Here is a 26,845-nt window from a genome sequence, read left to right as displayed (position 1 = left end):
ACTGAAGTCACGAGTGTTCTCGGCTAATAATAAAAAGAAGTGAGGAACCTATGTCCCTCACTTCTTTTTATTTCGCAGTCACTGTAATTCAATCATCAGATCGCCGGTTTCAATCACATCATTTTCATCAACATATATCTTTTTCACTGTCCCATCAGCCGGCGCCTGAACGGTGGTCTCCATTTTCATCGCTTCGGTAACAAGCAGGTGGTCCCCCTTCTTTACGCGTTCACCTGAGGTCACGAGCACTTTTACAACCGTTCCGGGCATCGTTGCGCCAATATGATTCGGGTTGTTCTTATCCGCTTTGGCATGCGCCACTTCAGTCGACTGCACGTTCATATCCTTAATGGATACTTCACGGGGTTGTCCGTTCAGTTCAAAATAAACCGTTCGCATGCCATCTTTCTGAGGGTGACCGATTGAAATCAGTTTGACGATCAGCGTTTTACCTTCCTCAATATTTACAGCAACTTCCTCACCAAGACGCAGACCGTAGAAAAATGTCGGTGTTTCCAGCACCCCTATTTTTCCGTAAGACTCGCAGAAATGGAGATAATCCGTATATACTTTCGGGTAGAGCGCATAGGAAAGGACCTCGCAGTCTCTGAATTTCCTGTCAAATTTCTCCTCAAGTGTCGACCGAACTTCCTTGAAGTTGACCGGCTCAAGATATTTCCGGGACGTTCTGTCAGAGGTTTTTGTCCCTTCAGCACGATACTCTGCAGTTCTTTCGGGAATCCCTGATAGGGCTGACCAAGCTCTCCTTTGAAGAAGCTAACGACCGAATCCGGAAAATCCATTGTTTCTCCTTTTTCGTAGATATCATCTTCAGTGAGATCATTCTGTACCATATATAAGGTCATATCGCCAACCACTTTGGATGATGGAGTGACTTTAACAATATCTCCAAACATCTGATTGACCCGGCGATACATCTCTTTCACTTCTTCAAACCGGTCACCAAGACCAACAGCAATCGCCTGCTGACGCAGATTGCTGTATTGACCTCCAGGCATTTCCAGTTTATAGATTTCCGCATTTGAAGTTTGCATACCGCTTTCAAAAGGAAAATAGTACTTACGCACTTTTTCCCAATAATGGCTCAGCGACTCAAGTGCTGAAATGTCCGCATCCGGACGTCTGTCACTCTCTGAAAGCGCATAATAGAGTGTGTTGGCACTTGGCTGAGAGGTCATGCCCGCCAGAGCCTCAACGGCCACATCAACGATATCAACCCCTGCTTCAACAGCTCTGACATAGGTATAGATCCCGTTCCCGCTCGTATCGTGAGTATGCAGATGGACGGGAACAGATACGGTGTCCTTTAATTCGGAAATCAGTCTGTATGCAGCTTCAGGTTTGAGCAGTCCGGCCATATCCTTAATCCCGATCATGTGTGCTCCGGCTGCTTCAAGATCTTTTGCCAGTTTTTTATAATAATCCAGATTATACTTTGTCCGTTTCCCGTCCAGTATATCGCCCGTGTAGCACATGGTGCCTTCAGCAATCTTCCCGCTCTCAATGACTGCGTCAAGTGACACGCGCATGCCGTCAAGCCAGTTCAGACTGTCAAACACGCGAAATACATCTACTCCCTGTGCTGCGGCTTCTTTGACAAACGCTCGGATCAGATTATCCGGATAATTCTTATACCCGACAGCGTTAGATCCGCGAAGGAGCATCTGCAGAAGAATGTTTGGCATTTTTTTGCGGATGATTCTCAGCCTTGCCCAGGGATCCTCACGCAGGAAACGGTACGACGTATCAAAAGTTGCTCCGCCCCAGGCTTCCTCAGAGAACAGGTTCGGCAACAGATGGGCCGTCTGAGCCGTAATTCTGGTAATATCTTTACTGCGCATGCGCGTAGCCAGCAGACTTTGATGAGCGTCTCTGAAGGTAGTATCGGTAAGCAGGACTCTGTGCTGGTTTTTTACCCAGTCAGCAACCCCTTTCGCTCCCTTTTCATCGAGAATTTGTTTTGTGCCTCTCGGATAAGGGTCAGATAATTTCACGTCTGGTACGGGGGGGACATCAAATACAGGTTTCTTATTTTTGGGTATGCCGGGATAACCATTTATGGTAACATTCCCGATATACGATAACATTTTTGTTCCGCGGTCAAGACTCTTTTCAAATACGAATAATTCCGGAGTCGTATCAATAAACGTTGTGGATACATTGCCGGAGAGAAAATCAGGATGCTGAACAACATTAACCAGAAAGGGAATATTGGTCTTGATTCCCCGGATTCGGAACTCTTTCAGATTTCTCAGCATTTTTGCTGCAGTGCCGCGAAAGGTTCTCGCACACGTACACAGTTTAACAAGAAGTGAATCGTAATAGGGTGTAATGACCGAACCGGTGAAGGCATTGCCCGCATCAAGACGTACGCCAAAACCGCCACCACTGCGATAGGCCACAATTTTCCCGGTGTCCGGCATGAAATTGTTGCTCGGATCTTCCGTTGTGACACGGCATTGAATGGCATAACCGGTTGTATGGATATCCTTTTGTTCAGGGATCAGAATCGGACGCTCATGAAGACCGTATCCTTCGGCAATCAGAATCTGAGACTGAACGATATCAATCCCCGTAATCAGTTCTGTAATAGTATGTTCGACCTGAACACGGGGATTGACCTCGATAAAATAATACGCACCGGAAGGGACAACAAGAAATTCAACAGTCCCTGCATTCAGATAGTTGACGCTTTTCATCAGCCGCACGCCGGCTTCACATATTTCCTGACGCAGTTTCTCACCCAGTCCTCTGCTCGGGGCTACTTCGACCACTTTCTGATGGCGACGCTGAACGGAGCAGTCGCGTTCATAGAGATGGACGGTTTCACCGCTCTGATCTGCGATGACCTGTACCTCGATATGTCTGGGGTTGTCCAAATATTTTTCAACATAGACATCCTCTTTGCCAAATGTCTGTTTCGCCTCAGATGTGGCGCGGGCAAAGGCCTCATCCACACTCTTTTCGCTGCGTACAATGCGCATCCCACGGCCGCCGCCGCCCAGCACAGCTTTAATGATAATCGGATAACCGTGTTCTCTGCCGAAATCTTTCACCTCTTCAACAGACGACACTGGTCCGCCGGTACCGGGGATCACCGGAATCCCGGCATTAACCGCAGCGGCCCGTGCTTTCGCCTTATCACCGAATATCTCCAGATGCTCCGGCTTCGGTCCGACAAAAATAAGACCTTCTTCATTGCATCGTCTGGCAAAGTCTGCATTTTCTGAAAGAAAGCCGTAACCGGGATGAATCGCATCGACCTGATGAGACTTGGCAATTTCAATAATACTATCGATATCCAGATAGGCTTCGATCGGGCTTTTCCCTTTACCTGTCAGATAGGATTCATCCGCTTTATATCGATGATAGGATCCAATATCTTCTTTGGAATAAATCGCGACAGTCCGTATCCCCAGTTCATTACACGCACGGCATACACGAATCGCAATCTCACCACGGTTTGCGACGAGCAACTTCCTAATAGAACGCTTTAACATTCTCTCTCTCCCCTTCATGTCTGTTGCCTGATCTTCTCATGTTGACAAATGCGGAAATATTGGTAAGAACACATATGGAAAAAACCATGATGATCAGCGAAGAGCCCCCATAACTGACAAATGGCAATGTCACTCCTGTTACGGGTATCAGGCCGGTCGCTGCGCCAAGATTGACAAACGTCTGAATGGCCATCATGCTTGAGATCCCAATCGCAATAAGGCTTCCAAATACATCTTTGCAGCGTATGGCAGTAACAAAGCCGCGGAACACAAGATAGGCGATACATAATATAACAAATAAAATGCCAAGCAGACCCAGTTCCTCACCAATGATTGAAATAATAAAGTCGGTTTGAGGTTCCGGTAAAAAGCCTGTCTTTTCTATACTTTTCCCAAGCCCCTTTCCTGTCAGCCCTCCGGAGGCAATGGCAATATAAGAATTAATCAGTTGCCGCCCGGTTGTATCGGCTACAGAAAAGGGATCATACGCTGCTGTAAATCTTCCCGTCTGGTTATCGGACAGGAAAACCATAAAGAATATCGCCACACCGGCTGCAGCCCCTCCGACAAGGGACAGTAAATGGCTCATTTTCAGACCTGAGCAGACAATCATCACGGCAGAAATGGCAATTAAGATCATGGCCGTCCCGAGGTCCGGCTGCATCCAGACCAGCATAAAGAATAACATGACAACACTGAGCGGGGGTAAAACAGCTGTACTGAAATGATCAATCGATTTCTGCTTATTTGAGAAGGTTGACGCAAGATAGAGAATTAATGTGATTTTCACAATTTCAGCAGGTTGTATGTTAAAAAAACCGATACGGAACCATGATGTGGCATTGTTCACATTATTCCCCAGAAAAATGAGCAGAACCAGCAAAACCAGTGTGACAAGCAACATAGGTTTCACCAGCGCGCGATAAGCCTGATAAGGCATAATCAGCCCGATCAGTCCAATCGGTACAGCTACTAAAAACCAGATCAGCTGTCTAATAAAGAAGTAACCTGGTGAAGTCTTATCCAGAACGGATACTGCCCAAATGGATCCTGCACTGAAAACCATAATCAGACCAAAGCTGATTAAGAGCAGCATCACAATAATCATGGAATAATCGTAATGATGAAACAGTTTTTTTAACATAACATCCACCTGAAAGACCTGTTCTCAACATGATTTCATCTGGCAGAAATATGGAGAATCATGAATCATGCAATCAAAAATCCGTATAAAAAAGCTCAAACCAGCCCCCTATTGAGTGTAAGTTTGAGCAAATGAGCAATTATTTTCGTGCTGCCATTGTTGCTTCATGCAGAGCGGATACCTGTCTCTCGAGTGAACTCAGGAGTTCCTTGCCCTCATCAGCACGTACAAGGCCAAGACGAACAGCAAAATCTATTTCACGGGAAAGGCCAAACATCTGAGTATCCAGTACTTCTTCATACAGGGGACACTGGGGCAATGTCAGGTTCTTCATCTGTACCCCGATCAGCTTCAGAATTTTATGCGCGTCCGCGTGAAGCAGCTCGCAGGCCCTCTCCCGTCTGCTTATCTTCATTTCCAAGGACAATTTGGTTCCCCCCTGCCTGTTGTTAACTACCTATTAATTATCTTACCTTCAATATAGGCAAAAATCAAGAATTATCATGCTGATACATGCGTCAGGATGATAAAAACTGCTATACTGAATGTATGGAGGAGGGTATAATTCATGCGTGTAAAATGTGCCCTGTGTGACAAAGTAGCTTATTTGGATGATCAATCGCCTCTTGCGAAAAAACTGAGAAACCGTCCCATTCATACGTATATGTGTGAATCATGCCGGAAAAGGATCAGTGAAAAAACGAGAGCTCGCTGGGCGACAGGTAAGTTCACGCTTCATCTGCCGGTAAATAAACGAAGAAAAAAATCAAAAAAGTGATGAATGATCGGTTTTCCCTCATACATCTGTGTGGGGAAGGATTTAACGTAAAGAAAGGCCTGCGGATTACCGCAGGCCTTTCTTCTTCTCACTCTATCCTCAGCCGTTATATTTCGGGATCCGGCTGCCGCGACGTTCGAAGCGTTCACGTTCACCCTTGTTCAGGATTTTTTTACGCATTCTGACACTCTTCGGTGTAATTTCGCAGTATTCGTCGTCGTTCAGATAAGAAAGGGAATTTTCAAGAGACATCTTTCTCGCTTCTTTCAAAGTTACGGTCTGATCCTTTGTGGAGGACCGAACATTGGACGCGTGCTTCGCTTTGGTCACATTAACCGTCAGATCATTTTCCCGGTTATGTTCACCGACGATCATCCCTTCATAGACATTGACGCCGGTCCGACAAACATTTCTCCGCGATCTTCCAGAGATGCAAGTGAATAAGCAGTGGTCTGACCCTGATCCATGGATACAAGCACACCATTTCTTCTTCCTCCGATTTCCTCTTTTATAAACGGAGCGAAGTGATCAAAGGTGTGGTTCAGGATGCCGTATCCGCGGGTATCCGCCATGAACTGACGATTGTAACCAATTAATCCACGCGAAGGAATCATGAACACCAGACGGGTCTGACCTGGCTGGTCCTGCCTCATATCCTTTAATTCAGCCTTTCTCTGGCCCATCGATTCAATAACTGAACCGACATATTCTTCCGGTACGTCAATCTGCACGGATTCATAGGGTTCACATAGTTTCCCGTCGATTTCTTTTGTAATTACGGTCGGCTTCGATACAGACAGTTCATATCCCTCACGGCGCATCGTCTCAATCAGGATCGACAGGTGGAGTTCACCACGTCCGGAAACAATCCATGAATCATGAGAATTTGAAGCGGGTTCCACTTTCAGACTGACATCCCGTTCCATTTCCTGCATCAGTCTGTCCTCAATTTTCCGGCTGGTTATATAATCTCCTTCCCGACCGGCAAAAGGACTGGTATTCGGAAGAAAGGTCATTTTCATTGTCGGTTCATCTATCCGGAGCGGCGCAAGGGGTTCAATCTTATCCACATCATTGATCGTGTCACCGATATCAATATCGGAAACCCGGTAATCGCGATAATGTCTCCTGAATAAGCCTCCTTGATTTCAACACGTTTCAATGCATAGAAGCCAAAGATCTTCGTAATCCGAAACTTCTCTACACTCTTTCCTCCATTTTTGACGAGAGCCGCTTCTTCGCCAACTTTAATTTTCCCTCTGTAGATGCGGCCAATACCAATACGGCCGACATAATCGTTATAATCCAGCATTGTGACCTGAAACTGAAGGCCTTCATCCCGATTATCAACCGGAGCCGGTACATCCTTCAGAATCATATCCAGAACGACACTCATATCCTGATCAACATGATCAGGATCTGTCCCTGCCACACCTTTGACGGCAGATGTATAGACAACAGGGAATTCAAGCTGATCTTCATCGGCACCCAGATCGATAAACAGATCAATCACTTCATCGACAACTTCCTTTGGTCTTGCCATCGGCTTATCAATTTTATTGACAACAACAATCGGCTTTAAGTGTTCTTCCAGAGCTTTCTTCAGCACAAAACGTGTTTGCGGCATACATCCTTCATAAGCGTCTACCAGCAAAAGCACACCATCAACCATCTTCATGATCCGTTCCACTTCACCGCCGAAGTCCGCATGTCCCGGCGTGTCAACAATATTGATGGTATGATCTTTATAAGTCAGGCTGGTATTTTTTGCCAGAATTGTAATCCCACGTTCCCGTTCGATTGCATTCGAATCCATCGCTCGTGTCTGGATATGCTGATTTTTACGAAAAGTACCTGATTGCATCAACAGCTTATCAACCAATGTCGTTTTCCCATGATCGACATGAGCAATGATAGCAATATTTCTTATCTCTTCCCTGCGTTTTGTCATTCTTCTTACTCTCCTCATTTATTCCAAAAATGGCAGACAGACTAAAATTTACACATGCACACCATTTTCTCACATCATTATCTGTTCTGTCAATTATTTCCCATGACTGATGAAACATTTTTTCATGTCCGGCTCTAACGTTTCCTGATTGTACTTTCGTTCACGGGACACTATGATTGATCATAGGAGGTGATCTCATGCAATTTCTGTTCATCCTGCTCGCCTGTCTGGTTGTTGCCAGTCTGATAGGCATCGGCGGTGGTCTGGCCTATGGTAATCCTGTTGTCACCATGCTCAGCGTATTTGCCGTCATCCTGTTCATGTGGCTTGGTTTTTTCGTCAAAAGCCGCCAGCAGCATGCTGATAAGAAAAACCCGTGATCAACAACTGATTTGGGTTACGGTTCACGCAGAAATTTCCCGGACGCAACCTGCGACCGGATATGCCGGACCATATCCTGATGCAGTCCCGGCGCTGCCGCAAGGATCGAGCTCTTTGAAAGGATGTCTATCGGCAAACCGTCAGCCCGGGTAGTCTGACCACCGACTTCATGAATAAGAATCAGCCCCGCACCATAATCCCAGGGCGAGAGCCGCATCGTGAAGTAGGCGTTAATTAAACCGGCTGCTACATAAGCCAGTTCAATTGAAGCAGCCCCGTAAGCACGTGTCCCGCTGCACTTAAGCAGGATATCCGTCAGCACATCCTGATCTATTCGCTTGTTTGGCTTGATCCATGTTGAACTGAGATCAATCAAAGCATCTTCGACTTTCACCGGCTTCAAGGGTGAAAGTCTCTTATTATTCAGATAGGCTCCACTGCCACTGATACAGTGAAAAAGTCCATCATTCATGACATCATAAATATAAGCCGCTTTTCCCTTCCCATTTTCATAGATACCAATGGAAATGGCAAAGAAGCATTTTTGTTTCACAAAGTTGATGGTACCGTCTATGGGATCAACCAGCCAAAGAATGCCCTCCGTATCGGTCGGTTTATCGCCAAACCCTTCTTCAGAGATAATCTGATGTCCGGGATAGTATTTATGAATACGCCGGACAAGAAATTGCTCTATTTCCTTATCCATATTCGTTACCAGATCATTATGTGCGCTTTTTGTATGAACATCAAGAGAACCGGAGAGGGAGCGTCGCAATTTATTCCCTGCATCTCTGATCCATTCTGTCACTTTTTTTTCAAGGCTGATCCAGTCAGTCCTGTTCATCACTGTCACACTCCCGCCTGAACATCACATTTATACAAAACCGATATTGTTATTGTTCCCTTATACCAAATACTAACTCATTTTTACTGAAAAAGAAAAATCACCGCCTCGAAGGCGATGAATCGGTTTATATCCGGTTCACATGTCATTATATCTCAAGCAGAAGCATTTCCCGTCTTAATTCTTCAAGTTTACCCTTGCATTCTTCAATCTTCTTTACATCTTTATCAAGCAATGCCTGATGCAAAAGGCCCAGTTCTGAATCAATTTCGGCACGGAGGACAGGGATTCGTTTTTCAGCGTCCTTTCTGTTCAGGGTTTGATTCAATTGTTTCATGGCAGCCGCCACATCCCTTCAGATGATATTGGTAAAAGTATGTTAAAAGGGACAGGAATGATAAACTGAACGATTTTTATTGTTTCTTTAGCTTATGCCGGCTGAACCCGCTTATTGCCTTTCGTACGTGTTATTTTTTTCTTGTATTGAACCTAATTTATCAGGGTGCGGGAGTATCACAGATGTTTTATGACCCGTTCACGAAAAAAAGGCGGAGGGTAAAAGACCTTCCGCCCGACAGGACTTCATTTATCTGGCAATGTGAATCGGTTTGCCCAGGACAACATCTGCTGCTTCCATAGCCATTTCACCCAGTGTCGGGTGAGCATGAATGGTCAGCGCGATGTCTTCGGCGGTCATTCCGGATTCAATAGCAAGACCAAACTCAGCAATCATATCACTGGCATTGACGCCGACAATCTGTGCACCCAGTACCAGCCCGTCCGATTCACGGGATACAATTTTGATAAATCCGTCCGTTTCGCCGAGAGACAGAGCTCTGCCGTTTGCCGCAAACGGGAACTGTCCGGTCTTTACTTCATAGCCTTCTTTCTTTGCTTCCTCTTCCGACAGTCCGACTGTTGCAATTTCCGGATCTGAGAAGACAACAGCCGGCATCGCACGGTAATCGACTTCAGAAGGCTCCCCGCTGATGGCCTCAGCAGCCACCTTGCCTTCATAAGACGCCTTATGAGCAAGAGCCATGCCGGGAACGATATCACCGATCGCGTAAATATGATCTACTGATGTTTTCCCTTGTTTATCCACTTTAATTAAGCCCCGATCCGTCGTTTCCACACCGGCAAGATCGAGTCCCAATTCCTTCGTATTCGGCCGACGTCCAACCGTTACCATCACGTAATCTGCTTCAAAAGTCTGCGGTTGTCCTTTTACTTCTGCTGTTACCTTGACCCCTGCAGATGACTCTTCCACACCTTTTGCCAGGGCTTCTGTGTAAATGGTGACCCCTTTTGCTTTTAATTTTTTCTTAACAGGAGCGATCAGCCGCTTTTCAAAAGCAGGAAGAATCGACGGGGTCCCTTCGAGTACAACGACCTCTGTTCCAAAGCCGGCAAGCGCAGAACTCAGTTCAATCCCGATATAACCTCCGCCAATGACAATCAGCTTCTTTGGCACTTCCTTCAGGGACAGAGCGCCTGTCGAAGAAATGACACGATCACTCCATTTAAAACCCGGAATTTCAATTGGGCTTGAACCTGTTGCTATGATGCAGTTATTGAACTTATATCGTGAAGACTCATAGCCATGATTCACCCGGATGACATGGGGTTCAACAAACAGAGCTTCACCTTCAACGAGTTCAATATCATGGGCTTTAAATAAACTTTTCACGCCTCCTGTCAGCCGGCTGACCACCTGGTTTTTCCACTCCTGAACCTTCAGAAAGTCAAGCGTTACATTTTCAGCTTTGATGCCGTACGCTTCTGAATGCGTGGCCTGCTCATACCGGTGACTGGCCGAAATCAATGCTTTGGACGGAATACAGCCTACGTTCAGGCAGACCCCGCCGACATGTTCTTTTTCAATGACAATGACTTTCTGACCGAGCTGTGCTGCCCGTATCGCTGCAACGTAACCTCCGGGACCTGCTCCAATGACTACCGTATCAACTTCTGTGGTAAATTCCCCAACAACCATCTTTACCCCTCCAAGATAAGGCGCTGTGGATCTGATAACAGCCTTTTTATTTTATTCATTGCCCTCTGAGCTGTGGCGCCGTCTATCAGACGGTGATCGAAACTCATAGACAGAGCAAGCATAGGTGCAGCAACTATTTCCCCATCGCGGATAATCGCTTTCTCGGCTATACGGCCTATCCCGAGAATGGCAGATTCCGGTTGATTGATCACCGGTGTGAACCACTGTCCCCCTTCTGAACCGATATTGGTAATGGTGCATGTCCCGCCCTTCATCTCAGTACCTGTCAGCTTACCTGAACGGGCTTTTTCAGCCAATTCGCTGATTTCAGAAGCCAGTTCATACATCGATTTCGATTCCGCGTGTTCCACAACCGGGACGACCAGACCTGCCTCCGTATCCGTTGCGATGCCAATATTATAGTAGTGTTTATAAATGATTTCTTCTTTTTGTTCATCAAGGGATGCGTTGATGACAGGAAATGCCTTCAGCGCAGCAACCAGGGCTTTAATCACGTAAGGGAGATAAGTGAGTTTAACACCCTGATCGGCTGCCTCCTGTTTGAACTGTTTTCGGTGGGCAACAAGTCTGGTTACCTCGACATCGTCCATCAGAGTTACGTGTGGTGCCGTCTGAACGGAATGAGCCGTGGCCAGGGCGATTGCCCTGCGGATCCCGATAAATTTCTCCCGTGTTTCCGGAAATGCCTGTTGATCTTCTTTACCTGTAGTCTGTTCAGGCAGTACCGGCTGCTCTTCCTTTGCTGATGAAGAAGAGCCGGAAAGAAACGTATCAATATCTTCCCGAAGAATCCGGCCTCTTTTCCCTGTTCCGGAAACGGTATTTATGTTAACACCCTGATCCCTGGCGTATTTTCGCACAGAGGGCATGGCGATAACCTGCTTATCCTTTAAGCCTTGGTCTTTAACTGAAGCATGCGACACCGGTTCAGGCGAAGCATCAGCCTCCTGAGCAACTGGTGATTCAGCGTCTGGCGGCTCTTCCTTCTGGAGTCCCTGGTCCGGCTCCCCGGCATCGGACTCCAATGTAATAACCACCGTTCCAACTTCGACAGTCTGTCCTTCTTCTGCATTCAGCTGAAGCACCTTCCCGTCTACGGGAGAAGGGATTTCGACTACTGCTTTATCATTCTGAACTTCTGCAAGCGTGTCATCCTCTTTCACCTGGTCACCGGGTTTGACAAACCATTTTAAAATTTCACCCTCATGTATACCTTCTCCGATATCCGGCAATTTGAACTGATAAGCCAATGGCGCCCATCCTCCTTCATACATAGTGAAAACCTGTTTCTCTATTTATCAAAATTAAAAACTGAGCGTCGCTTTAACCTTGTCAATAATATCCTTTTCATTGGGTAACCAGACATCCTCTGCTCCTGCAAAGGGAAATACGGTATCAGGAGCCGTAACCCGCCCGACGGGTGCTTCCAGATATAAAAGAGACCGGTCATTAATTTCCGCAATAACATGTGATGCAATACCGGCCTGTTTCTGCGCTTCCTGAACAACAACAGCATACCCGGTTTTTCGGATCGATGAAGTAAGGGTATCAACATCAAGGGGGCTGATCGTCCTCAGATCGATGACTTCAGCATCGATGTTCTCTTTTTTCAGCTCCCCGGCTGCCTTCAGGGACGCCCGCACCATCGCGCCATAGGTGATAATTGAGATGTCGTTACCCTCTTTTGCAATACGCGCTTTACCCAGTTCGATACTGTACGCTTCTTCCGGGACCTCTTCCCGGAAGGAGCGGTAAAGTTTCATATGTTCAAGAAAGAGAACAGGATCATTATCCCTTATGGCAGAAATCAGCAGTCCTTTCGCATCATACGGATTTGACGGGATCACCACTTTCAATCCGGGACATTCATAAAAAAGGCCCTCGAGATTATCTGCATGCAGTTCCGGCGTTTTTACGCCTCCTCCAAAGGGAGAGCGAATGGTCACCGGTGCGTGAAGCGTCCCTCCGGATCGATAACGTAACCGGGCGAGCTGGGAAACCACGCTGTCCATCGCCTCGAAAACAAAACCGAAGAACTGGATTTCCATAACAGGGCGGTAATCCTGAATGGAAAGGCCAAGTGCCAGACCCCCTATGCCTGATTCGGCAAGCGGTGTATCAAAAACGCGGTCTTCACCAAACTCATCAAAAAGCCCTTCAGTCGCCCTAAATACACCCCCGTTTTTTGCCACATCTTCACCGAATAAAAGGATATTGTCGTCTCTTTTCATTTCGGTGCGCATCGCATCTGTAATCGCCTGGATCATCGTCATCTGTGTCATTTCAGGTTCCGCTCCCTCCCGCCATATTCCCTCAATTGCTCTTCTATATTTTTGGTTGGCGTCTCAAACATTAACTTCAGCAAATCAGTGACTTTCTGAGCAGGAGCCTGATCTGCTTTTTTCAGTGCAGCAGCCACATCCTCTTTTGCCTCGGCCATGGTCCGCTCTTCGTCCTCCCCTGACCATAGGCCCAGTTTTTCAAGAAAATGGCGGAATCGGACAAGCGGATCCTTCTTTTCCCATTCCGTGGTCATTTCCTTTGTCCTGTAGCGAGTCGGATCGTCGCCCGCCATCGTATGCGGGCCGTACCTGTAAGTCAGATTTTCGATCAATGTCGGACCCAGACCGGAAACCGCACGCTCACGCGCCTCTTTTACAGCAGCATAGACGGCAAGCGGATCCATCCCATCTGTCTGTATCCCCTTTATGCCCGCCGCAACGGCTTTCTGTGCCAGTGTTGAAGCGGCTGTCTGCTTTTCTACCGGTACAGAGATGGCGAACCGGTTGTTCTGGCAGATAAACACAGCCGGCACGCGGTATACGCCTGCAAAATTAAGGCCTTCATAAAAGTCTCCCTGGGAAGTGGCACCGTCTCCAAAGTAACTGAAGGCCACATTCTTTCTGCCTCTCTTTTTCAAACCCAGGGCAATCCCTGTCGTTTGTGTACATTGAGCAGCAATAATGATCTGTGGTGTCAGAGTATGGACATCCGCCGGGATTTGTCCGCCCTGATAATGACCGCGTGAATAGAGAAAGGCCTTGTAAAGCGGCAGGCCGTGCCAGACCATCTGCGGAATGTCGCGGTAAGAAGGCAGCAGCCAGTCTTCTTTTGCCATCGCAAACTCACTTGCCAGCATCGAAGCTTCCTGACCGGCGACCGGCGCATAGAAGCCGAGTCCTCCCTGTCTGTTTAAAGAGAGCGCACGCTGATCCCAGACTCGTGTATAAACCATGCGGCGCATCAATTCTTTCATTTCTGCGTCACTTATGTCGGGCATCGCTGCTTCATTGATCAGGTGGCCTTGTTCATCAAGTATCTGCAGCGTTGGGAAATTCTCTGCACGTTGTTCTAAATTCCTTGCATGCAAAACAGTCACCTCTTCCTTCAGAATGTGTTTTTCAAGATGAAAAACAAAATGTAACCAATGTCACATAAGCGCTTACAAGTCCTGACAGAGTATCCCTCTTTTTTTGAGATACACCTTGCCTTCAGGACAAACATGAACCCTCTCTTTATGGCCGTCCATGTTCAGCCGATCTTACGCTCAGACCATCATTGATCCTTGCGCAGTTCCTGCCTGATTTAAGTGTATAATACCGTATTCTGTTAAGTCAAACTTAAGCGTCATTATGTTGTAATCGTTTTCATTTTTTTTCGTTTCTATATGTATTCGACGATTTTCCGGCATGTGCCTTTTTAGCACATGCACGCTTTCAGATCAGATCCAGATGTTTCAGACCTGTTGCGATCCCGTCCTGTTCAGCACGCTCTGTGATAAAACTGGCGGCTTCTTTTGCTTCGTCCACTGCATTCCCCATGGCGACGCCTGTGCCGACAAAGGACAGCATTTCCACATCATTGTGCCCGTCGCCAAATGCACAGGCTTCATCAGGAGCGATACCCAGTTTCTCAAGCATCGTCTTTATTCCGGATGCCTTGGATCCGCTGCGTGGAATCACATCGACAGCTTCTCTGTGCCAGCGGACGTATCTGAATGTATTTAATGGTGCCCTTTTCAGATAATCTGTATTATCCCGTTCATTATAAAAGAGAAGAGCCTGATAAACATCAGCATGTTTATAAAAATCGGGATCCTGTTCCGGAAAAGGCAGATTCAGCTTCAGGCTGGAAAAGCCTTCTTTAACGACGGGACTCAGTTTGCCGTCAATTTTCATCGTTTTTTCATTTACGAAAATCAGCCGATGATCGCGCTCTGAAGACTCTGCCTCAAGCTGATCCAGTATCTTTTTTGTGAGCGGATTTTTATATAACGGCCGGTCATTAAAGACGACATACGATCCGTTTAAACTCACGTAAGAATGGATATCCAGCTCGGATCTCAGATTCCCAAACATGAATGGCGCGCGGCCTGTGGCAATGACGGTCTTGATCCCCCTGCGCTGTAAGGTTTCGATGGCGGCCGCAGCAGAAGCCGGAACCTTCTTTTGCCGGTCATAAAGTGTACTGTCAATATCGAAAAAGACGATTTTTATGTTGGACACAGTGAGGTCCTCCTCTCAAAGATGTTTGTCCTGGAAAAAATCATTACAGGGTACAGTATAACAGTTTTTATTTAATTCATGGCCTATCCGCCTCGTTTTTCACGTAAAAGATACAATCGGCATCTGTGAGAGCACATCCCCGGCAGGGAAAGCGGCTCAAAAAATGAAAAAAGCCGGCATTTCATATATAATGGAATTTAGAAACTTTTTTGAGGGGAGTATAATTTATGATATTTAAAGTTCTCTATCAGAAATCGCTTAATGAAGTACCGATAAGGGAAAACACCGAGACGCTTTATCTTGAAGCAGAAGACATCCGGGATGCAAGAAAGAAGCTGGCGAAACGGCCGTATAATATTGAATTTATCCAGCCGCTGACCGGGAAGTACCTTGAGTACGAACAAAAGTCGGATGAATATAAACTGGAGAAGATATAATCACATGAAATTCGTAAAAAACCATCAAACTGCAGTATTCTCACTCGGCGGTCTGGATGAAATAGGAAAAAACACGTATGCCATCCAGTTTCAGGATGAAATCATCGTCATTGATGCGGGCATTAAATTCCCCGAAGATGACTTACTTGGTATTGATTATGTCATACCTGATTACAGCTATCTCGTCAAAAATGCCGATAAAGTGAAGGGCCTGTTCATTACTCATGGTCATGAAGACCATATCGGCGGTGTCCCTTACTTTCTTAAAGCATTAAATGTTCCGATTTATGCCGGTAAACTTGCCGCCGGCCTGATCCGGAATAAACTTGAGGAACATAATCTGCTCCGCCGGACGGTGATTCATGAAATTACAGAAGATGATGTCATTAAATTTCAGAAAACATCAGTGAGTTTCTTTCGTACCACACACAGTATTCCGGATTCGTACGGTATCGTTGTCAAAACACCTCAGGGTAATATCGTCGAAACCGGAGACTACAAATTTGATTTCACTCCGGTCGGCGGACAGATCGCTAACCTGACCAAAATGGCTGAAATTGGCAAAGAAGGCGTTCTGTGTCTGATGTCGGACAGTACGAATGCTGAAATTCCGGGATTCACGATGACGGAAAAGAGAGTTGGGGAAAATATCCGTGATATTTTCCTGAAGGTGAATGGAAGAATTATCTTTGCCACCTTTGCTTCAAACATTCACAGGCTTCAGCAGGTGGTTGATGCCGCTGTTGCCACCGGAAGGAAAATAGCGGTCTTCGGGCGAAGCATGGAAGCTTCACTGGACATTGGTGAAGAACTCGGGTATATTGATGCGCCCAAAGGCACCTTTGTCGATCACCAGGTCATTAATCATCTGCCGGATAATCAGGTCACCATTTTATGCACGGGGAGTCAGGGGGAACCGATGGCTGCCCTGTCGCGTATTGCCAATGGCACCCATCGTCAGATTCAGATTCAGCCCGGTGATACCGTCATCTTTTCTTCTTCGCCGATTCCGGGCAATAAAGTCAGCATTAACCGGACGATTAACCAGCTGTACCGGGCAGGAGCGGACGTGATTCATGGAAAACTGAGTAATATCCATACTTCAGGTCACGGCGGCCAGGAAGAAGAAAAATTGATGCTGCGTCTGCTCAAGCCTAAATTCTTTATGCCCATCCATGGTGAATATCGCATGCTGAAAAGGCACGTAGAAACGGCTCATGCCTGCGGAATCCCTTATGATCATTCTTTTATCATGTCGATTGGTGATGTGCTTGCACTCGACCAGGATCACGCGGCAGTGACCGGTAAAATTCCTTCAGGTTCCGTTTATATTGATGGAAGCGGAGTCGGGGATATCGGGAATGTGGTGCTCCGCGACAGACGGATTCTGTCTGAGGAAGGGCTGGTCATCGTTGTCGTCAGCATTGACAGGTCTCAACGCAAAATCATGGCCGGACCCGATCTGATTTCTCGCGGATTTGTTTATATGCGGGAGTCGGGGGATCTGATCAGTGAAGCTCAGGAACTTCTGACGAACAAGCTTCAGAGCATGATCCGGCAGGAAAAGTTACAGTTGTCGGATCTTAAACATGAAATTAATGAGACACTTGGCCCCTTCCTTTATCAGAAGACAAGGCGCAAACCGATGATTCTGCCGATCATTATGGAGGTCAATGGAAAAGCAGCAAGAAAAGTCGAAAGCAGTAAATCCTAGAATATTCATGGCCCGCGGTATGAACTTTACTTGTCGTTGAGCCACCAAGGTTTACAGCGATTTTCACTTTTCACCTGAAAAGTGAAAAAAGGAAATGAAAAAGGAGCTCATTCCTTGTATGATTAAGTTAAGCGAAAACAAACATACAGGGGGCTCCTCATATGTCCAGTGTAAAGGAATCAACGTTCCACTTCAATAAAAAGATTAAGGCCAGTTTCTCAGGCGGCGCGCTTTCTTCTGATTCCGGCTTATTACTTTATCGAGAATTCGATGAAAAGACTGGCCTCAGTGAGTTGATCCAGGAAAAACTGTACGTGAACGATCCGGTCACTCATGCCAGGCACACCAACCCAAAGGTGGTGATTCAGAAAATCTATCAGCACCTGGCTGGCTATCACACCGACGACCAGGCCGATGAGTTGGGAACAGATCCCATATTCACGACCCTGCTTGAGAAGAAGCACCTGGCTTCCCAACCGCGGCTGTCCCGCTTTAATCAACGCGTGGATGCCGACACCGTTCAATCGCTGGAAGCCGTCAATCAAGCTTACCTGGATCGACTCTATGCCCTCAGGCCCAGTCAGCAGGTAGTGCTTGACGTGGATTCAGCCAATTTTGAGACCGCCGGGCATCAGGAAGGGACGGCCTACAATGCCCATTACCAGGACACCGGCTACCATCCGCTTCTCCTGTTTGACTCGCTGACCGGCTACTGCCTGAAAGCCGAACTACGTTCCGGCAATGTCTACACCTCCCGTGGTGTCGTCGATTTTATCCGTCCGGTGCTGGCACACTATCGCTCGCTCAATCCCGGACAGGATCTGGCCGTCCGGGGAGACAGTGGCTTCGCCGTTCCCGGGCTGTACAGCTTGTGTGAGGAAAAAGAGGTTTTTTACGCCATCCGTTTGAAGGCCAACCCCCGGTTGGCTGAAAAAGCACAGCGGCTTGTGGAAGCCCGTCAGAAAAAGCACGCCATGCCAGTCGGTTCTTCAGTCGTGTTTTATCGTGAATTTCAGTACCAGGCGGCTTCCTGGGATCAGGCCCGGCGAGTTGTTGTGAAACTGGAGCGCCCGGAAGGTGAGCTCTTTTTCCAGCCGACCTTTATTGTCACGAATATGAGCCTTCCCGCTAAACGCGTCATTAAATTCTATCAAAACCGGGGCACGATGGAAAACCTGATCAAGGAAGGCAAGAACGGTTTTGCCTTTGATCAGCTGAGCAGCACCCGTTTTGAAGCCAACGCGGTGAAACTGCAGATTCGTATGCTGGCAAGCAATATTGAAGCCGGGTTTCGCCTGCTCTGTCTGCCGAAATCCGCTAAAAAGAAGCGGCTTTGTATGGATACTGTGCGCCTTCGCCTGATCAAGATTGCCGGCAGGCTCGTTCATTCCGGCCGTTCGCTCATTTTCCGACTCTGCAGTCACTGTCTTTACCAAAAGGTCTTCCGGCAGACGCTGGATCAAATCCATCGGTTGCCGGCATTGGCATAGTGTCCAGACCATCAATCTTAAAAAATTCAGAATTTCTGTTGGAAACGACGGGATTCGTCTGCCCTGAAAACGAGAAAATGGCTGTCCGCATGTTCCATGCGGGCCAACAGGCATTCAAAATCATCGTTAAGTTGTTCGCTTAGTAAAAATCTGTAAAATCCTTTGCGAAATTACCACCTAAACCATAGAAAATAAGCTGCTATGAATAATTCAGGGTAAATAAATCAATCTAAAAAAAACAGGCCCGCAAAATGCATGGCATCCCGGGCCTGTTTTTTTTTTACACTAAATGGATCGGCACCAGCTCAGCCGGTGCCGGAAGTCTGAAGTCACAGATTTTTTTAAGAAACGCGCGCCGGCGACTTGATCAGCCCGGGCCTGTCTTCACAAATCGTGATCCCTTTTATAATTCTGATTTCGACTGATCATGACGCGTTTCATATGTAAAATCAATCCGACTGCAAGCAGTGACAAGATCAAAAGCAGACCATAAAACCAGAATTGTCCGGCAATGGATACTGTAGCATCAGATATCCGGATATCCGGATAAATGATATAGGGAAGATGTGATAATCCGTAACCGGTCAGCGCAAAAAAGTACTGAAGCATCACCAGGATGAAAGCCAGACTATACTTTTGCTTAATAAAAATCAGAGTCACCGCAACCAGAAAACTCAAGAGGGACAGTAAAAATAACCACGAAAAATCCAGTGCGCGGCTAAAATGATCGGGATTTTGCATCTCCAGTCCAAGGAAAACCAGCCCGCTGGCAAGAAGAACAGGTATGGACAGCATAAGCGAGAGATACCTCATATTTTCACTCAGTTCCTCATTGTGAATTTTTCGTCCATAGCCCGAAAAATAGACGGCACTGACATACAGGACACTGATCATTGCAATAAGGATAACGGTCCAGAAATAAAAGTTTGTGAATAATTCGGTTATAAAAGTCATCAGTCCGCGCTCCTGTCCGGGAAAGCCGCCTTCACTGACCACCATCGTGATGCTGAGTGCTGCCGGTACCAGAATACCGGCCAGACCGTTACCTGAAAGACAGATTTTACCACGCAGAGAGTTCTCAGAAAAAAACTCGGCAAATGTAAAAAATGTCCCTTTAATCAGAATAAAGATCACTGCAAGGATCCCTGAGAAAGCCAGAGGTGTCTGGTATCTGAATGAAAGGTCCGTTGAGAAGCCGGACATCACAGCAAAAAAAAGGACAAAACAGACATTGATCACTTCCGAGACCGGTGACAGATAGGTACGTAACGGCCGAAACAGCGAATGACTCTTTTTGATTACCGTGACATAAAAAGTATAAAAACCTGCACCAAAATCAACCGAAGCCAGAATCATATAAATGTAGATCAGGATAAAAAGAATCGAAAAGATCAGTGGTTCAGACAACTCGTATACCTCCCTTCTAAACCACTCATGCGCCGCAAGAGATCAGAGCGCTGTATCCAGGGTATTATACTGGCTGAGGACAAGGTCAAAATATCGTCCCTTCTTTTTCATCAGTTCTTCATGTGATCCTTTTTCAACGATTTCGCCTTCATTAAGAACCACAATCTGATCTGCATCGCGAATCGTGGATAAACGATGGGCAATAATGATCGACGTTCTGCCCTTTAACAGCTTTTTCAGAGCCTCCTGTATCACTATCTCAGTCTCTGTATCTATACTTGCTGTGGCTTCATCCAGAATCAGTATTTTTGGATCAGACAGGAGCGTTCTGGCAAAAGAAAGAAGCTGACGTTCACCAACAGAAAGGATATTACCCCGTTCCTCCACTTCCGTGTGATACCCCTCTGGCAACGCTTCAATGAATTCATTAGCCCCAATGGCCTCAGCGGCCCGTATGACTTCTTCATCTGCAGCTTCCGGCCTGCCAAACCTGATGTTATCCATAATCGTTCCTGAGAAAATATAAGTTTCCTGGATCACCGTCCCGACGCCCGCACGTAATTCACGGAGGTCGATATCACGTACGTCAATGCCATCAAACATGACTCTTCCTTCCGTGGCGTCATAAAATCTGCTGATCAGATTTGCGATCGTCGTTTTCCCTGAACCGGTATGGCCGACAAGCGCAAGGGTTTCACCAGCCGGAACATGGAGGTTAATCCCCTTTAGTGCTTTTCTTGAGTCATCATCATAACTGAAGACAACACGCTTCAAGTCTATTGTACCTCTAATAGACTTCATGCTGATCGCATGTTCCTTATTCGGCACGTTCGGTTTTTCATCCATGAACTCAAAAATGCGTTCGGATGAAGCCATTGCAACGAGCAGCTGATTATATACCTGCCCCAGACGTGATATGGGCCCCCAGAACATCCCAAGGTAAAAGGCAAAAGAGACAAATGTGCCGATGGCAATGGATCCCTGATGGATAAGTACGGCTCCGAACCAGATCAATATAGCCGACCCGATCGCATTTGAAATGTCAACAAAGGGACGGAACATGGCGTTTTTCCGGGAGGCTTCCTTCCAAGCCAGATAATTTTCTGTATTCACACCGGTAAAATAGACCCTGTTATTCTTTTCCTGAGTAAACGCCTGGGTCACGCGAATGCCCTGGATACTTTCATTCAGATGGGAATTTAGCTTTGACATCTTCATACGTACCTGTTGCCATGAGCGCCGTATGTTGCGCCTTAATCGGGTCGAAATGAAAAACATAATGGGGATGACCAGCAGTACAGCGATGGCAAGCGGCGGGCTCAGAATAAAGAGAATCACAAAAATACCTGTCAGTGTCACCAGATCCATTAATGTATTGATGACACCATTTGTAAACAGATCCTGCATGGAATTGACGTCATTAATTACCCGAACCAGAATGGAACCGGCAGATCTTGTATCAAAGAAACGATGTGACAGAAACTGGATATGATTAAAAAGAGTCTGACGCAGATCGTGAATGACATGTTGACCAAGCAGATTGGTTGTTTTGATACGATACCGGTTGCTCAGAAAGGATAACACAAACAGTCCTGCTGTGATCCCGACCAGCTGGTACAGCAGGCTGTAATTCTCATGGGCAATTGCCCAGTCAAAGGCATAGACACCAATAATGACAGGAACAATCAGCCGGACAGCCGTGAGTATCAGCATCGCGACTACAGCTTTCGGGATCAGAGTGGTGACATAAGGCTTAAGAAAACCCAGCAGCCGGGTCATCTGCTTCCAGTTAAATGGTTTTTCAATTTCCCTGTCTTTCGGATAATAAAAACGTTCTTTAACCGATGACCGGCTCATAGGCTCTCTCCCCTTCCCGACGCCATACCTGACTGGATCAGTTCTCTGTCTTTATACTGAATATCATACACGTGCCGATAAATACCATCCATTCTGATCAGCTGTTCATGGGTCCCTCTTTCTTTAATCCTGCCCTTCTCCAGGACAAGAATCTCATCGGCCATCTGCAGTGAAGATATCCGGTGAGCAATAATGAAGGTGGTCCGGCCTTTCATCAGCTGCCTGAAAGCCTTTTGTATCCGTCCTTCTGTTTGCATATCAACAGCACTTGTTGCATCATCAAGGATCAGTATAGCCGGATTAATCAACAGTGCCCTGGCAATGGAGATGCGCTGTTTCTGACCACCTGAAAGTCCCATACCGCGCTCGCCAAGCACGGTATCATAGCCATCAGACATCTTACGGATAAATTCGTCCGCTTCCGCTCTTTTCGCTGCAGAGATTATTTCATCCATCGTCGCATCCGGCCTGCCGTAAGCGATATTATCCCTTATCGTAGAGGAAAACAGAAAATTTTCCTGCAGGACAAAACCGATATTTTTACGCAGCGCGGTTAAATCATACGCTCTGACCGAATGATCATCTATCAGAATCTCACCTTCCGTGGCATCATAAAACCTGGAAATAAGCTGGGTGATACTGGACTTTCCGGCACCGGTTGACCCCATCAGTCCAATGACTTCACCCGGGCGGACATCAAATGAGAGATGTTTCAATGCCGGTTTCTCCTCATTCGGATACACCAGTGAGACATCGCGAAAAACAACGTGACCCTCGAGCCGCTTCGGTTCCAGCGCGTGCTCAGGTGACTGAATATCCTCTTTTTCATCCAGAACCTGCAGCAGACGTTCGCCTGAAGCTTTGGATTGTGAAAAGGTGTTAATAATAAAGCCAAGATTCATCAGCGGATCCATAATATACCAGACCAGGCTGAAAAAAGCGACCAGTTCGCCCGGAGCCAATTGTCCGTTCATGACAAAATAGCCGCCGAGAGCGAGCAGAATCACAACGCTGATATCGCCAATCAGTTCCATGAGCGGGAAATATTTTGCCCATATCCCGGCGGTCGCCAGGTTACGTTTCTCATACGTATCATTGGTTTCTGCGAATCGATCGATTTCAAAGTTTTCCCGGGCCAGAGACTTAACCGTACTCATCCCGCTTATATTTTCCTGGACTCTTGTATTCATTCCGGCGAGTGACAGCCTTATTTTTCTGAAAGCAGGATGCACCCGTTTATCAAAACGATAAACAGCAATACACAGGAAAGGGATCATCGCCAGGGTGATCAGTGCAAGTTCCAGTGAATAATAAAACATGACTACAAGACTGAAACCGACAAGCACAGCAAAATTGAATAATTGTGTCAGCCCGACAGAAAGAAAAAAGCGGAATCCTTCAACATCGGCAGTCAGCCGCGACATCAGATCACCGGTTTTCGCATTATCATAATAATGATAAGGCAGATACTGCAGTTTTTTGTATAATGCCTGGCGCAGCCGGTAAACGGCGCTGACGCCAAACATATCTCCCCAGTACTGGCTCAGATAGCTGGCGAGCCCTTTAACGGTCATGATCAGAATAAAACCAATGGACAGATAGGGGATTAATTGCACGTGTTTATGGATGATGGCCTGATCAATAGTCAGCTGCAGCACGATCGGATAAACGATGGTAATCCCGCTGGCAAGAATCAGAAAGAGAATGGCACCGAATAAATAGGCTTTATCCGGCCAGTAAAATTGCTTCAGTCTTTTAAAAATAATCATGTGACACGAGACCTCCCCGCAGGATCATAAACATCGGACGCTCATACTCAGTATCACTCATTGTACCATGGATGGAGTGTATGGCAAGTGATGAAGCTCCGTTGATGTAGGAAGAAATGACACTCTATTGCAGGAAGGCTCACGCCCACAAAATATAAAGCGACTCCCAAAAAAGGAGCCGCCTTTGAATAAGTATTTTTAACGATCTGATCAGACATGCAGCGTTTCGTCACCGGGGTGCCAGTTGGCCGGGCAGAGACCACCGGACTGGAGCGCCTGAAGTACACGAAGCGTTTCATCCACATCGCGTCCAATATTGTTATCATTAACAACAGAATAGCGAAGATCTCCTTCAGGACTGATAATAAACAGCCCGCGCAGGGCAACGCCTTCTTCAGGAATCAGGACGCCGTATTTTTCGGCGACTTCATGAGTATGATCTGCGGCGAGTCTGAAATTAATCTTACCAATGCCGCCTTCCTTGCGTGAAGTCTTCATCCACGCCTGATGTGTGTAAATGGTATCGCAGGAACATCCGATGATATCCGCATTTAATGCCGTAAATTCATCGTTACGGTCACTGAATGCCGTGATTTCTGTCGGACATACAAACGTAAAGTCCATCGGATAAAAGAAGAAGATGGTCCATTTGCCTGCTTTAATATTTTCCTCCAGACTTGCTTTGCCGAATGAACCATCGGCATTGACAGCATCAAGTTCGAAGAGCGGTGCCTTGGCACTAACCAGACGTTCTACCATATTTGAAAAACCTCCTGAAATTGTTACTCCTCCATATGAGGGATTATTTTATATTATAAAGTCTCTGTTATTTTTAGTCAATATTAAATTATAATTAATTTAATTAAACGACATACATTGAAATTTAAAGAAATTGATGATCCTGTCAGCAGAAATATTATCATTTATTTACATCATTATCGAATAGATAGATCGGCGGCCGACCGGTGATATCCGCTTTTCCTTTTCATATCATAGCATGACCCTTTTCATATTTCTAAAAATATGCCCGCAGACAAACATGGGTAAAACACGATGATCTAAAAAATTTATACGTTCTTATCGTGCAAAAAAGCCCTCTGCACCGGGCGTTCCGGCACAGGGAGCAACACATCTGACTGGTTTTTCGTTTAACCGAGACCTTCTCTTATATATGAACTGACTACTTTCACGCCCTGGGCAAGGGCTGCCTCATCAGGCATAAAGTCTGCTGAATGAAGGCCTGCTGTCTTCCCTACGCCAAGCCAGAACATAAAGCCCGGAATATCTTTCAGGAAGTAACCGAAATCCTCACCGGTCATGGCATCTCCACAAATGATATATGGAAATCCTTTTTTATCGCAGAAATGAATAAAGGGATCCACATCATCCGCCCGATTAAAGACCTGATAATAATTAGCACCCCAGTCAATCCTGCTGGTACAGTGATACGCTATCTCAACTGCTTTCGTATGACGCTCAATGTCGTCTTTTATCAGGGCCATTGTCTTCTGATCAAGCGTGCGGATCGTCCCTTCGACCCGTGCATGCCCGGCAATAATATTCTGCTTGGTTCCACCGTCCATCTTTCCAATCGTCACAACAGCCGAATTAAGCGGGCTGACACGTCTGGCAACAATCGTCTGCAGGCCGACAACAAAATGACTGGCAGCAACAATGCTGTCGAATGCAAGATCAGGATAAGCGGCATGTCCGCCTTTTCCGTAAAAATCAATAAACAGTTCCGATGTATTTGCAAACAGAATCCCCCGTTTGGTCGCAACCGTACCTGCCGGAAATTCAGGAGAAACATGAAGCGAAAAAATGAAGTCGGGTTTCCACTTACGGAATGCGTCACTTGCCATCATGGGAATCGCTCCGCCCGGGCCTTCCTCTGCAGGCTGAAAAATAAAAACGACATCATCCTTTACCGGGTGAGCAGCGATTTCTTCCAGCGCCCCGAGTGCGACAGTCATGTGAAAATCATGGCCGCAGGCATGCATCTTACCTTTATGGCGGGATTGAAAGGGATAGCCGGTCTTCTCCTCGACAGGCAGGGCATCAATATCTGTACGATAGCCAATCGTTCGCAAGGGATCTGTTCCCGGTACTTTGACCAGAATGCCTGTCTTCCACGTTTCGATTTTCAGACGATTCCCCTGATCCATTTTCCGTATCTGCTTCAGCAGAAAAGCCTGCGTCTCCTTCTCCTCAAATCCGGTTTCAGGTATCTGGTGCAGTGCTCTTCTGACGGCTATGTAATCCATTCTCCTTATCCCCTTCCAGCTTCAGCAGTCATGTTGTTATATCTGACGCAGTTCTTTCATGATTTCCGTTTTGGATCGCGTTTTATCGTCAATTTTTTTAATGACTTTTGCCGGGCTCCGACAACAACCGTATTCGCCGGTACATCCTTTGTGACAACAGCACCGGCCGCAACAACTGATCCGCGGCCGATTCGAACGCCTTCCAGTATCACGGCATTTGCCCCGACCAGTACCCCGTCTTCTACAATAACCGGCTGTGCAGATGGGGGCTCAACGACTCCGGCAAGAACGGCTCCCGCTCCGATATGGCAATTGTTCCCGACGGTTGCCCGCCCGCCCAGAACCGCGTTCATATCAATCATCGTTTCTTCGCCGATAACGGCTCCAATATTAATTACGGCCCCCATCATAATGACCGCATTTTTACCAATTTCAACTTTTTCACGGATTAATGCGCCGGGCTCAATACGCGCTTCAACGCCTTTCAGATCCAGAAGCGGTACAGCAGAATAACGTGAATTGTTTTCAACGATGTAATCACTTATTTTGTCTTTATTGGCGCTTAAAGTTCTGCTGATTTCCGGCCAGTCTCCGAAGACCGTGCCCACAGGGCCATTGATAAATGTGTGTACATTTTTTCCAAAATCGATCGATCCCAGATCTCCTTTTATGTAAACTTTAACGGGTGTTTTTTTCTTACTGTTCTGCAGAAATGAGATAATTTCATGTGCGTTCATCTGTTCCATGCCCATCCTCCTCTTTATTA

General features: G+C 46.6%; 19 protein-coding genes and 3 pseudogenes. 5 read left to right on the top strand and 17 right to left on the bottom strand.

Annotation, left to right across the window (positions count from 1 at the left end; translation table 11 throughout):
• Positions 1-78: 78 nt before the first annotated feature.
• The 3 genes and pseudogenes from pyc to ABNN70_RS09470 all read right to left on the bottom strand — a co-directional run bounded on the left by pyc (position 79) and on the right by ABNN70_RS09470 (position 5,092).
• A pseudogene (gene pyc / locus ABNN70_RS09480) lies at positions 79-3,521 on the bottom strand (pyruvate carboxylase).
• A complete protein-coding gene (locus tag ABNN70_RS09475; RefSeq protein WP_353947657.1) occupies positions 3,502-4,665 on the bottom strand; it encodes an FtsW/RodA/SpoVE family cell cycle protein in 1,164 nt (387 codons plus the stop codon). Before ABNN70_RS09475 ends, pyc begins: the two are co-directional and overlap by 20 nt.
• A gap of 139 nt (positions 4,666-4,804) precedes the next feature.
• Entirely contained in the window at positions 4,805-5,092 is a 288-nt protein-coding gene (locus ABNN70_RS09470; protein WP_129929128.1) for a YlaN family protein, read from the bottom strand.
• Between the two features lie 141 nt (positions 5,093-5,233).
• Between ABNN70_RS09470 and ABNN70_RS09465 the strand changes: the two genes are divergently transcribed.
• Entirely contained in the window at positions 5,234-5,443 is a 210-nt protein-coding gene (locus ABNN70_RS09465) for a YlaI family protein (protein WP_129929127.1), read from the top strand.
• Positions 5,444-5,542: 99 nt separating this feature from the next.
• On the opposite strand, the pseudogene typA reads toward ABNN70_RS09465, so the two are convergent.
• A pseudogene (gene typA / locus ABNN70_RS09460) lies at positions 5,543-7,394 on the bottom strand (translational GTPase TypA).
• A 197-nt stretch (positions 7,395-7,591) separates the two neighbouring features.
• Here typA and ABNN70_RS09455 point away from each other — a divergent pair.
• Positions 7,592-7,774, top strand: coding sequence for a DUF5325 family protein (locus tag ABNN70_RS09455; RefSeq protein WP_129929125.1), 183 nt, complete (start codon positions 7,592-7,594; stop codon positions 7,772-7,774).
• 17 nt (positions 7,775-7,791) lie between these two features.
• Here the strand turns inward: ABNN70_RS09455 and ABNN70_RS09450 are convergent, their stop codons facing one another.
• From ABNN70_RS09450 to ABNN70_RS09420, 7 genes are all read right to left on the bottom strand, one after another.
• Positions 7,792-8,619, bottom strand: coding sequence for an inositol monophosphatase family protein (locus tag ABNN70_RS09450; protein WP_353947656.1), 828 nt, complete (start codon positions 8,617-8,619; stop codon positions 7,792-7,794).
• A 148-nt stretch (positions 8,620-8,767) separates the two neighbouring features.
• Entirely contained in the window at positions 8,768-8,956 is a 189-nt protein-coding gene (locus tag ABNN70_RS09445; RefSeq protein WP_129929123.1) for a hypothetical protein, read from the bottom strand.
• Between the two features lie 249 nt (positions 8,957-9,205).
• A complete protein-coding gene (gene lpdA, locus ABNN70_RS09440; protein ID WP_353947655.1) occupies positions 9,206-10,615 on the bottom strand; it encodes a dihydrolipoyl dehydrogenase in 1,410 nt (469 codons plus the stop codon).
• A gap of 2 nt (positions 10,616-10,617) precedes the next feature.
• Positions 10,618-11,886, bottom strand: coding sequence for a dihydrolipoamide acetyltransferase family protein (locus ABNN70_RS09435; protein ID WP_353947654.1), 1,269 nt, complete (start codon positions 11,884-11,886; stop codon positions 10,618-10,620).
• Between the two features lie 54 nt (positions 11,887-11,940).
• On the bottom strand, positions 11,941-12,918 hold the full coding sequence (locus tag ABNN70_RS09430; protein ID WP_353947653.1) for an alpha-ketoacid dehydrogenase subunit beta: 978 nt from the start codon (positions 12,916-12,918) through the stop codon (positions 11,941-11,943).
• Positions 12,915-14,006, bottom strand: coding sequence for a pyruvate dehydrogenase (acetyl-transferring) E1 component subunit alpha (pdhA, locus tag ABNN70_RS09425; protein WP_353947652.1), 1,092 nt, complete (start codon positions 14,004-14,006; stop codon positions 12,915-12,917). Before pdhA ends, ABNN70_RS09430 begins: the two co-directional genes overlap by 4 nt.
• A gap of 346 nt (positions 14,007-14,352) precedes the next feature.
• Complete coding sequence (locus tag ABNN70_RS09420) at positions 14,353-15,141, bottom strand: Cof-type HAD-IIB family hydrolase (RefSeq protein ID WP_129929118.1); 789 nt, start codon at positions 15,139-15,141, stop codon at positions 14,353-14,355.
• A 227-nt stretch (positions 15,142-15,368) separates the two neighbouring features.
• Here ABNN70_RS09420 and ABNN70_RS09415 point away from each other — a divergent pair, with 227 nt between their 5' ends.
• From ABNN70_RS09415 to ABNN70_RS09405, 3 genes are all read left to right on the top strand, one after another.
• Positions 15,369-15,578, top strand: a complete 210-nt coding sequence (locus ABNN70_RS09415) for a DNA-directed RNA polymerase subunit epsilon (RefSeq protein WP_129929117.1) — start codon at positions 15,369-15,371, stop codon at positions 15,576-15,578.
• Positions 15,579-15,582: 4 nt separating this feature from the next.
• Positions 15,583-17,292, top strand: a complete 1,710-nt coding sequence (locus tag ABNN70_RS09410) for a ribonuclease J (RefSeq protein WP_353947651.1) — start codon at positions 15,583-15,585, stop codon at positions 17,290-17,292.
• 161 nt (positions 17,293-17,453) lie between these two features.
• Complete coding sequence (locus ABNN70_RS09405) at positions 17,454-18,782, top strand: IS1380 family transposase (protein WP_129930918.1); 1,329 nt, start codon at positions 17,454-17,456, stop codon at positions 18,780-18,782.
• Between the two features lie 384 nt (positions 18,783-19,166).
• Here the strand turns inward: ABNN70_RS09405 and ABNN70_RS09400 are convergent, their stop codons facing one another.
• The 6 genes and pseudogenes from ABNN70_RS09400 to dapD all read right to left on the bottom strand — a co-directional run bounded on the left by ABNN70_RS09400 (position 19,167) and on the right by dapD (position 26,825).
• Entirely contained in the window at positions 19,167-20,189 is a 1,023-nt protein-coding gene (locus ABNN70_RS09400) for a cytochrome d ubiquinol oxidase subunit II (RefSeq protein WP_353947650.1), read from the bottom strand.
• Positions 20,190-20,231: 42 nt separating this feature from the next.
• Positions 20,232-22,046, bottom strand: a complete 1,815-nt coding sequence (locus ABNN70_RS09395; protein ID WP_353947649.1) for an ABC transporter ATP-binding protein — start codon at positions 22,044-22,046, stop codon at positions 20,232-20,234.
• Positions 22,043-23,815, bottom strand: a complete 1,773-nt coding sequence (locus tag ABNN70_RS09390; protein ID WP_353947648.1) for an ABC transporter ATP-binding protein — start codon at positions 23,813-23,815, stop codon at positions 22,043-22,045. Before ABNN70_RS09390 ends, ABNN70_RS09395 begins: the two co-directional genes overlap by 4 nt.
• Before the next feature lie 210 nt (positions 23,816-24,025).
• A complete protein-coding gene (locus tag ABNN70_RS09385; protein ID WP_129929112.1) occupies positions 24,026-24,574 on the bottom strand; it encodes a peroxiredoxin in 549 nt (182 codons plus the stop codon).
• Between the two features lie 389 nt (positions 24,575-24,963).
• Positions 24,964-26,079 (bottom strand): N-acetyldiaminopimelate deacetylase, encoded by a 1,116-nt coding sequence (locus ABNN70_RS09380; protein WP_129929111.1) that lies wholly within the window; start codon positions 26,077-26,079, stop codon positions 24,964-24,966.
• A 36-nt stretch (positions 26,080-26,115) separates the two neighbouring features.
• A pseudogene (gene dapD, locus ABNN70_RS09375) lies at positions 26,116-26,825 on the bottom strand (2,3,4,5-tetrahydropyridine-2,6-dicarboxylate N-acetyltransferase).
• Between the last annotated feature and the right edge of the window lie 20 nt (positions 26,826-26,845).

Origin of the sequence: Sporolactobacillus sp. Y61 (assembly GCF_040529185.1) — a bacterium.
Lineage (GTDB): Bacteria > Bacillota > Bacilli > Bacillales > Sporolactobacillaceae > Sporolactobacillus.
The sequence above is the reverse complement of the archived record's forward strand: the minus strand, read 5'-3'. Positions and strand labels throughout refer to the sequence as shown.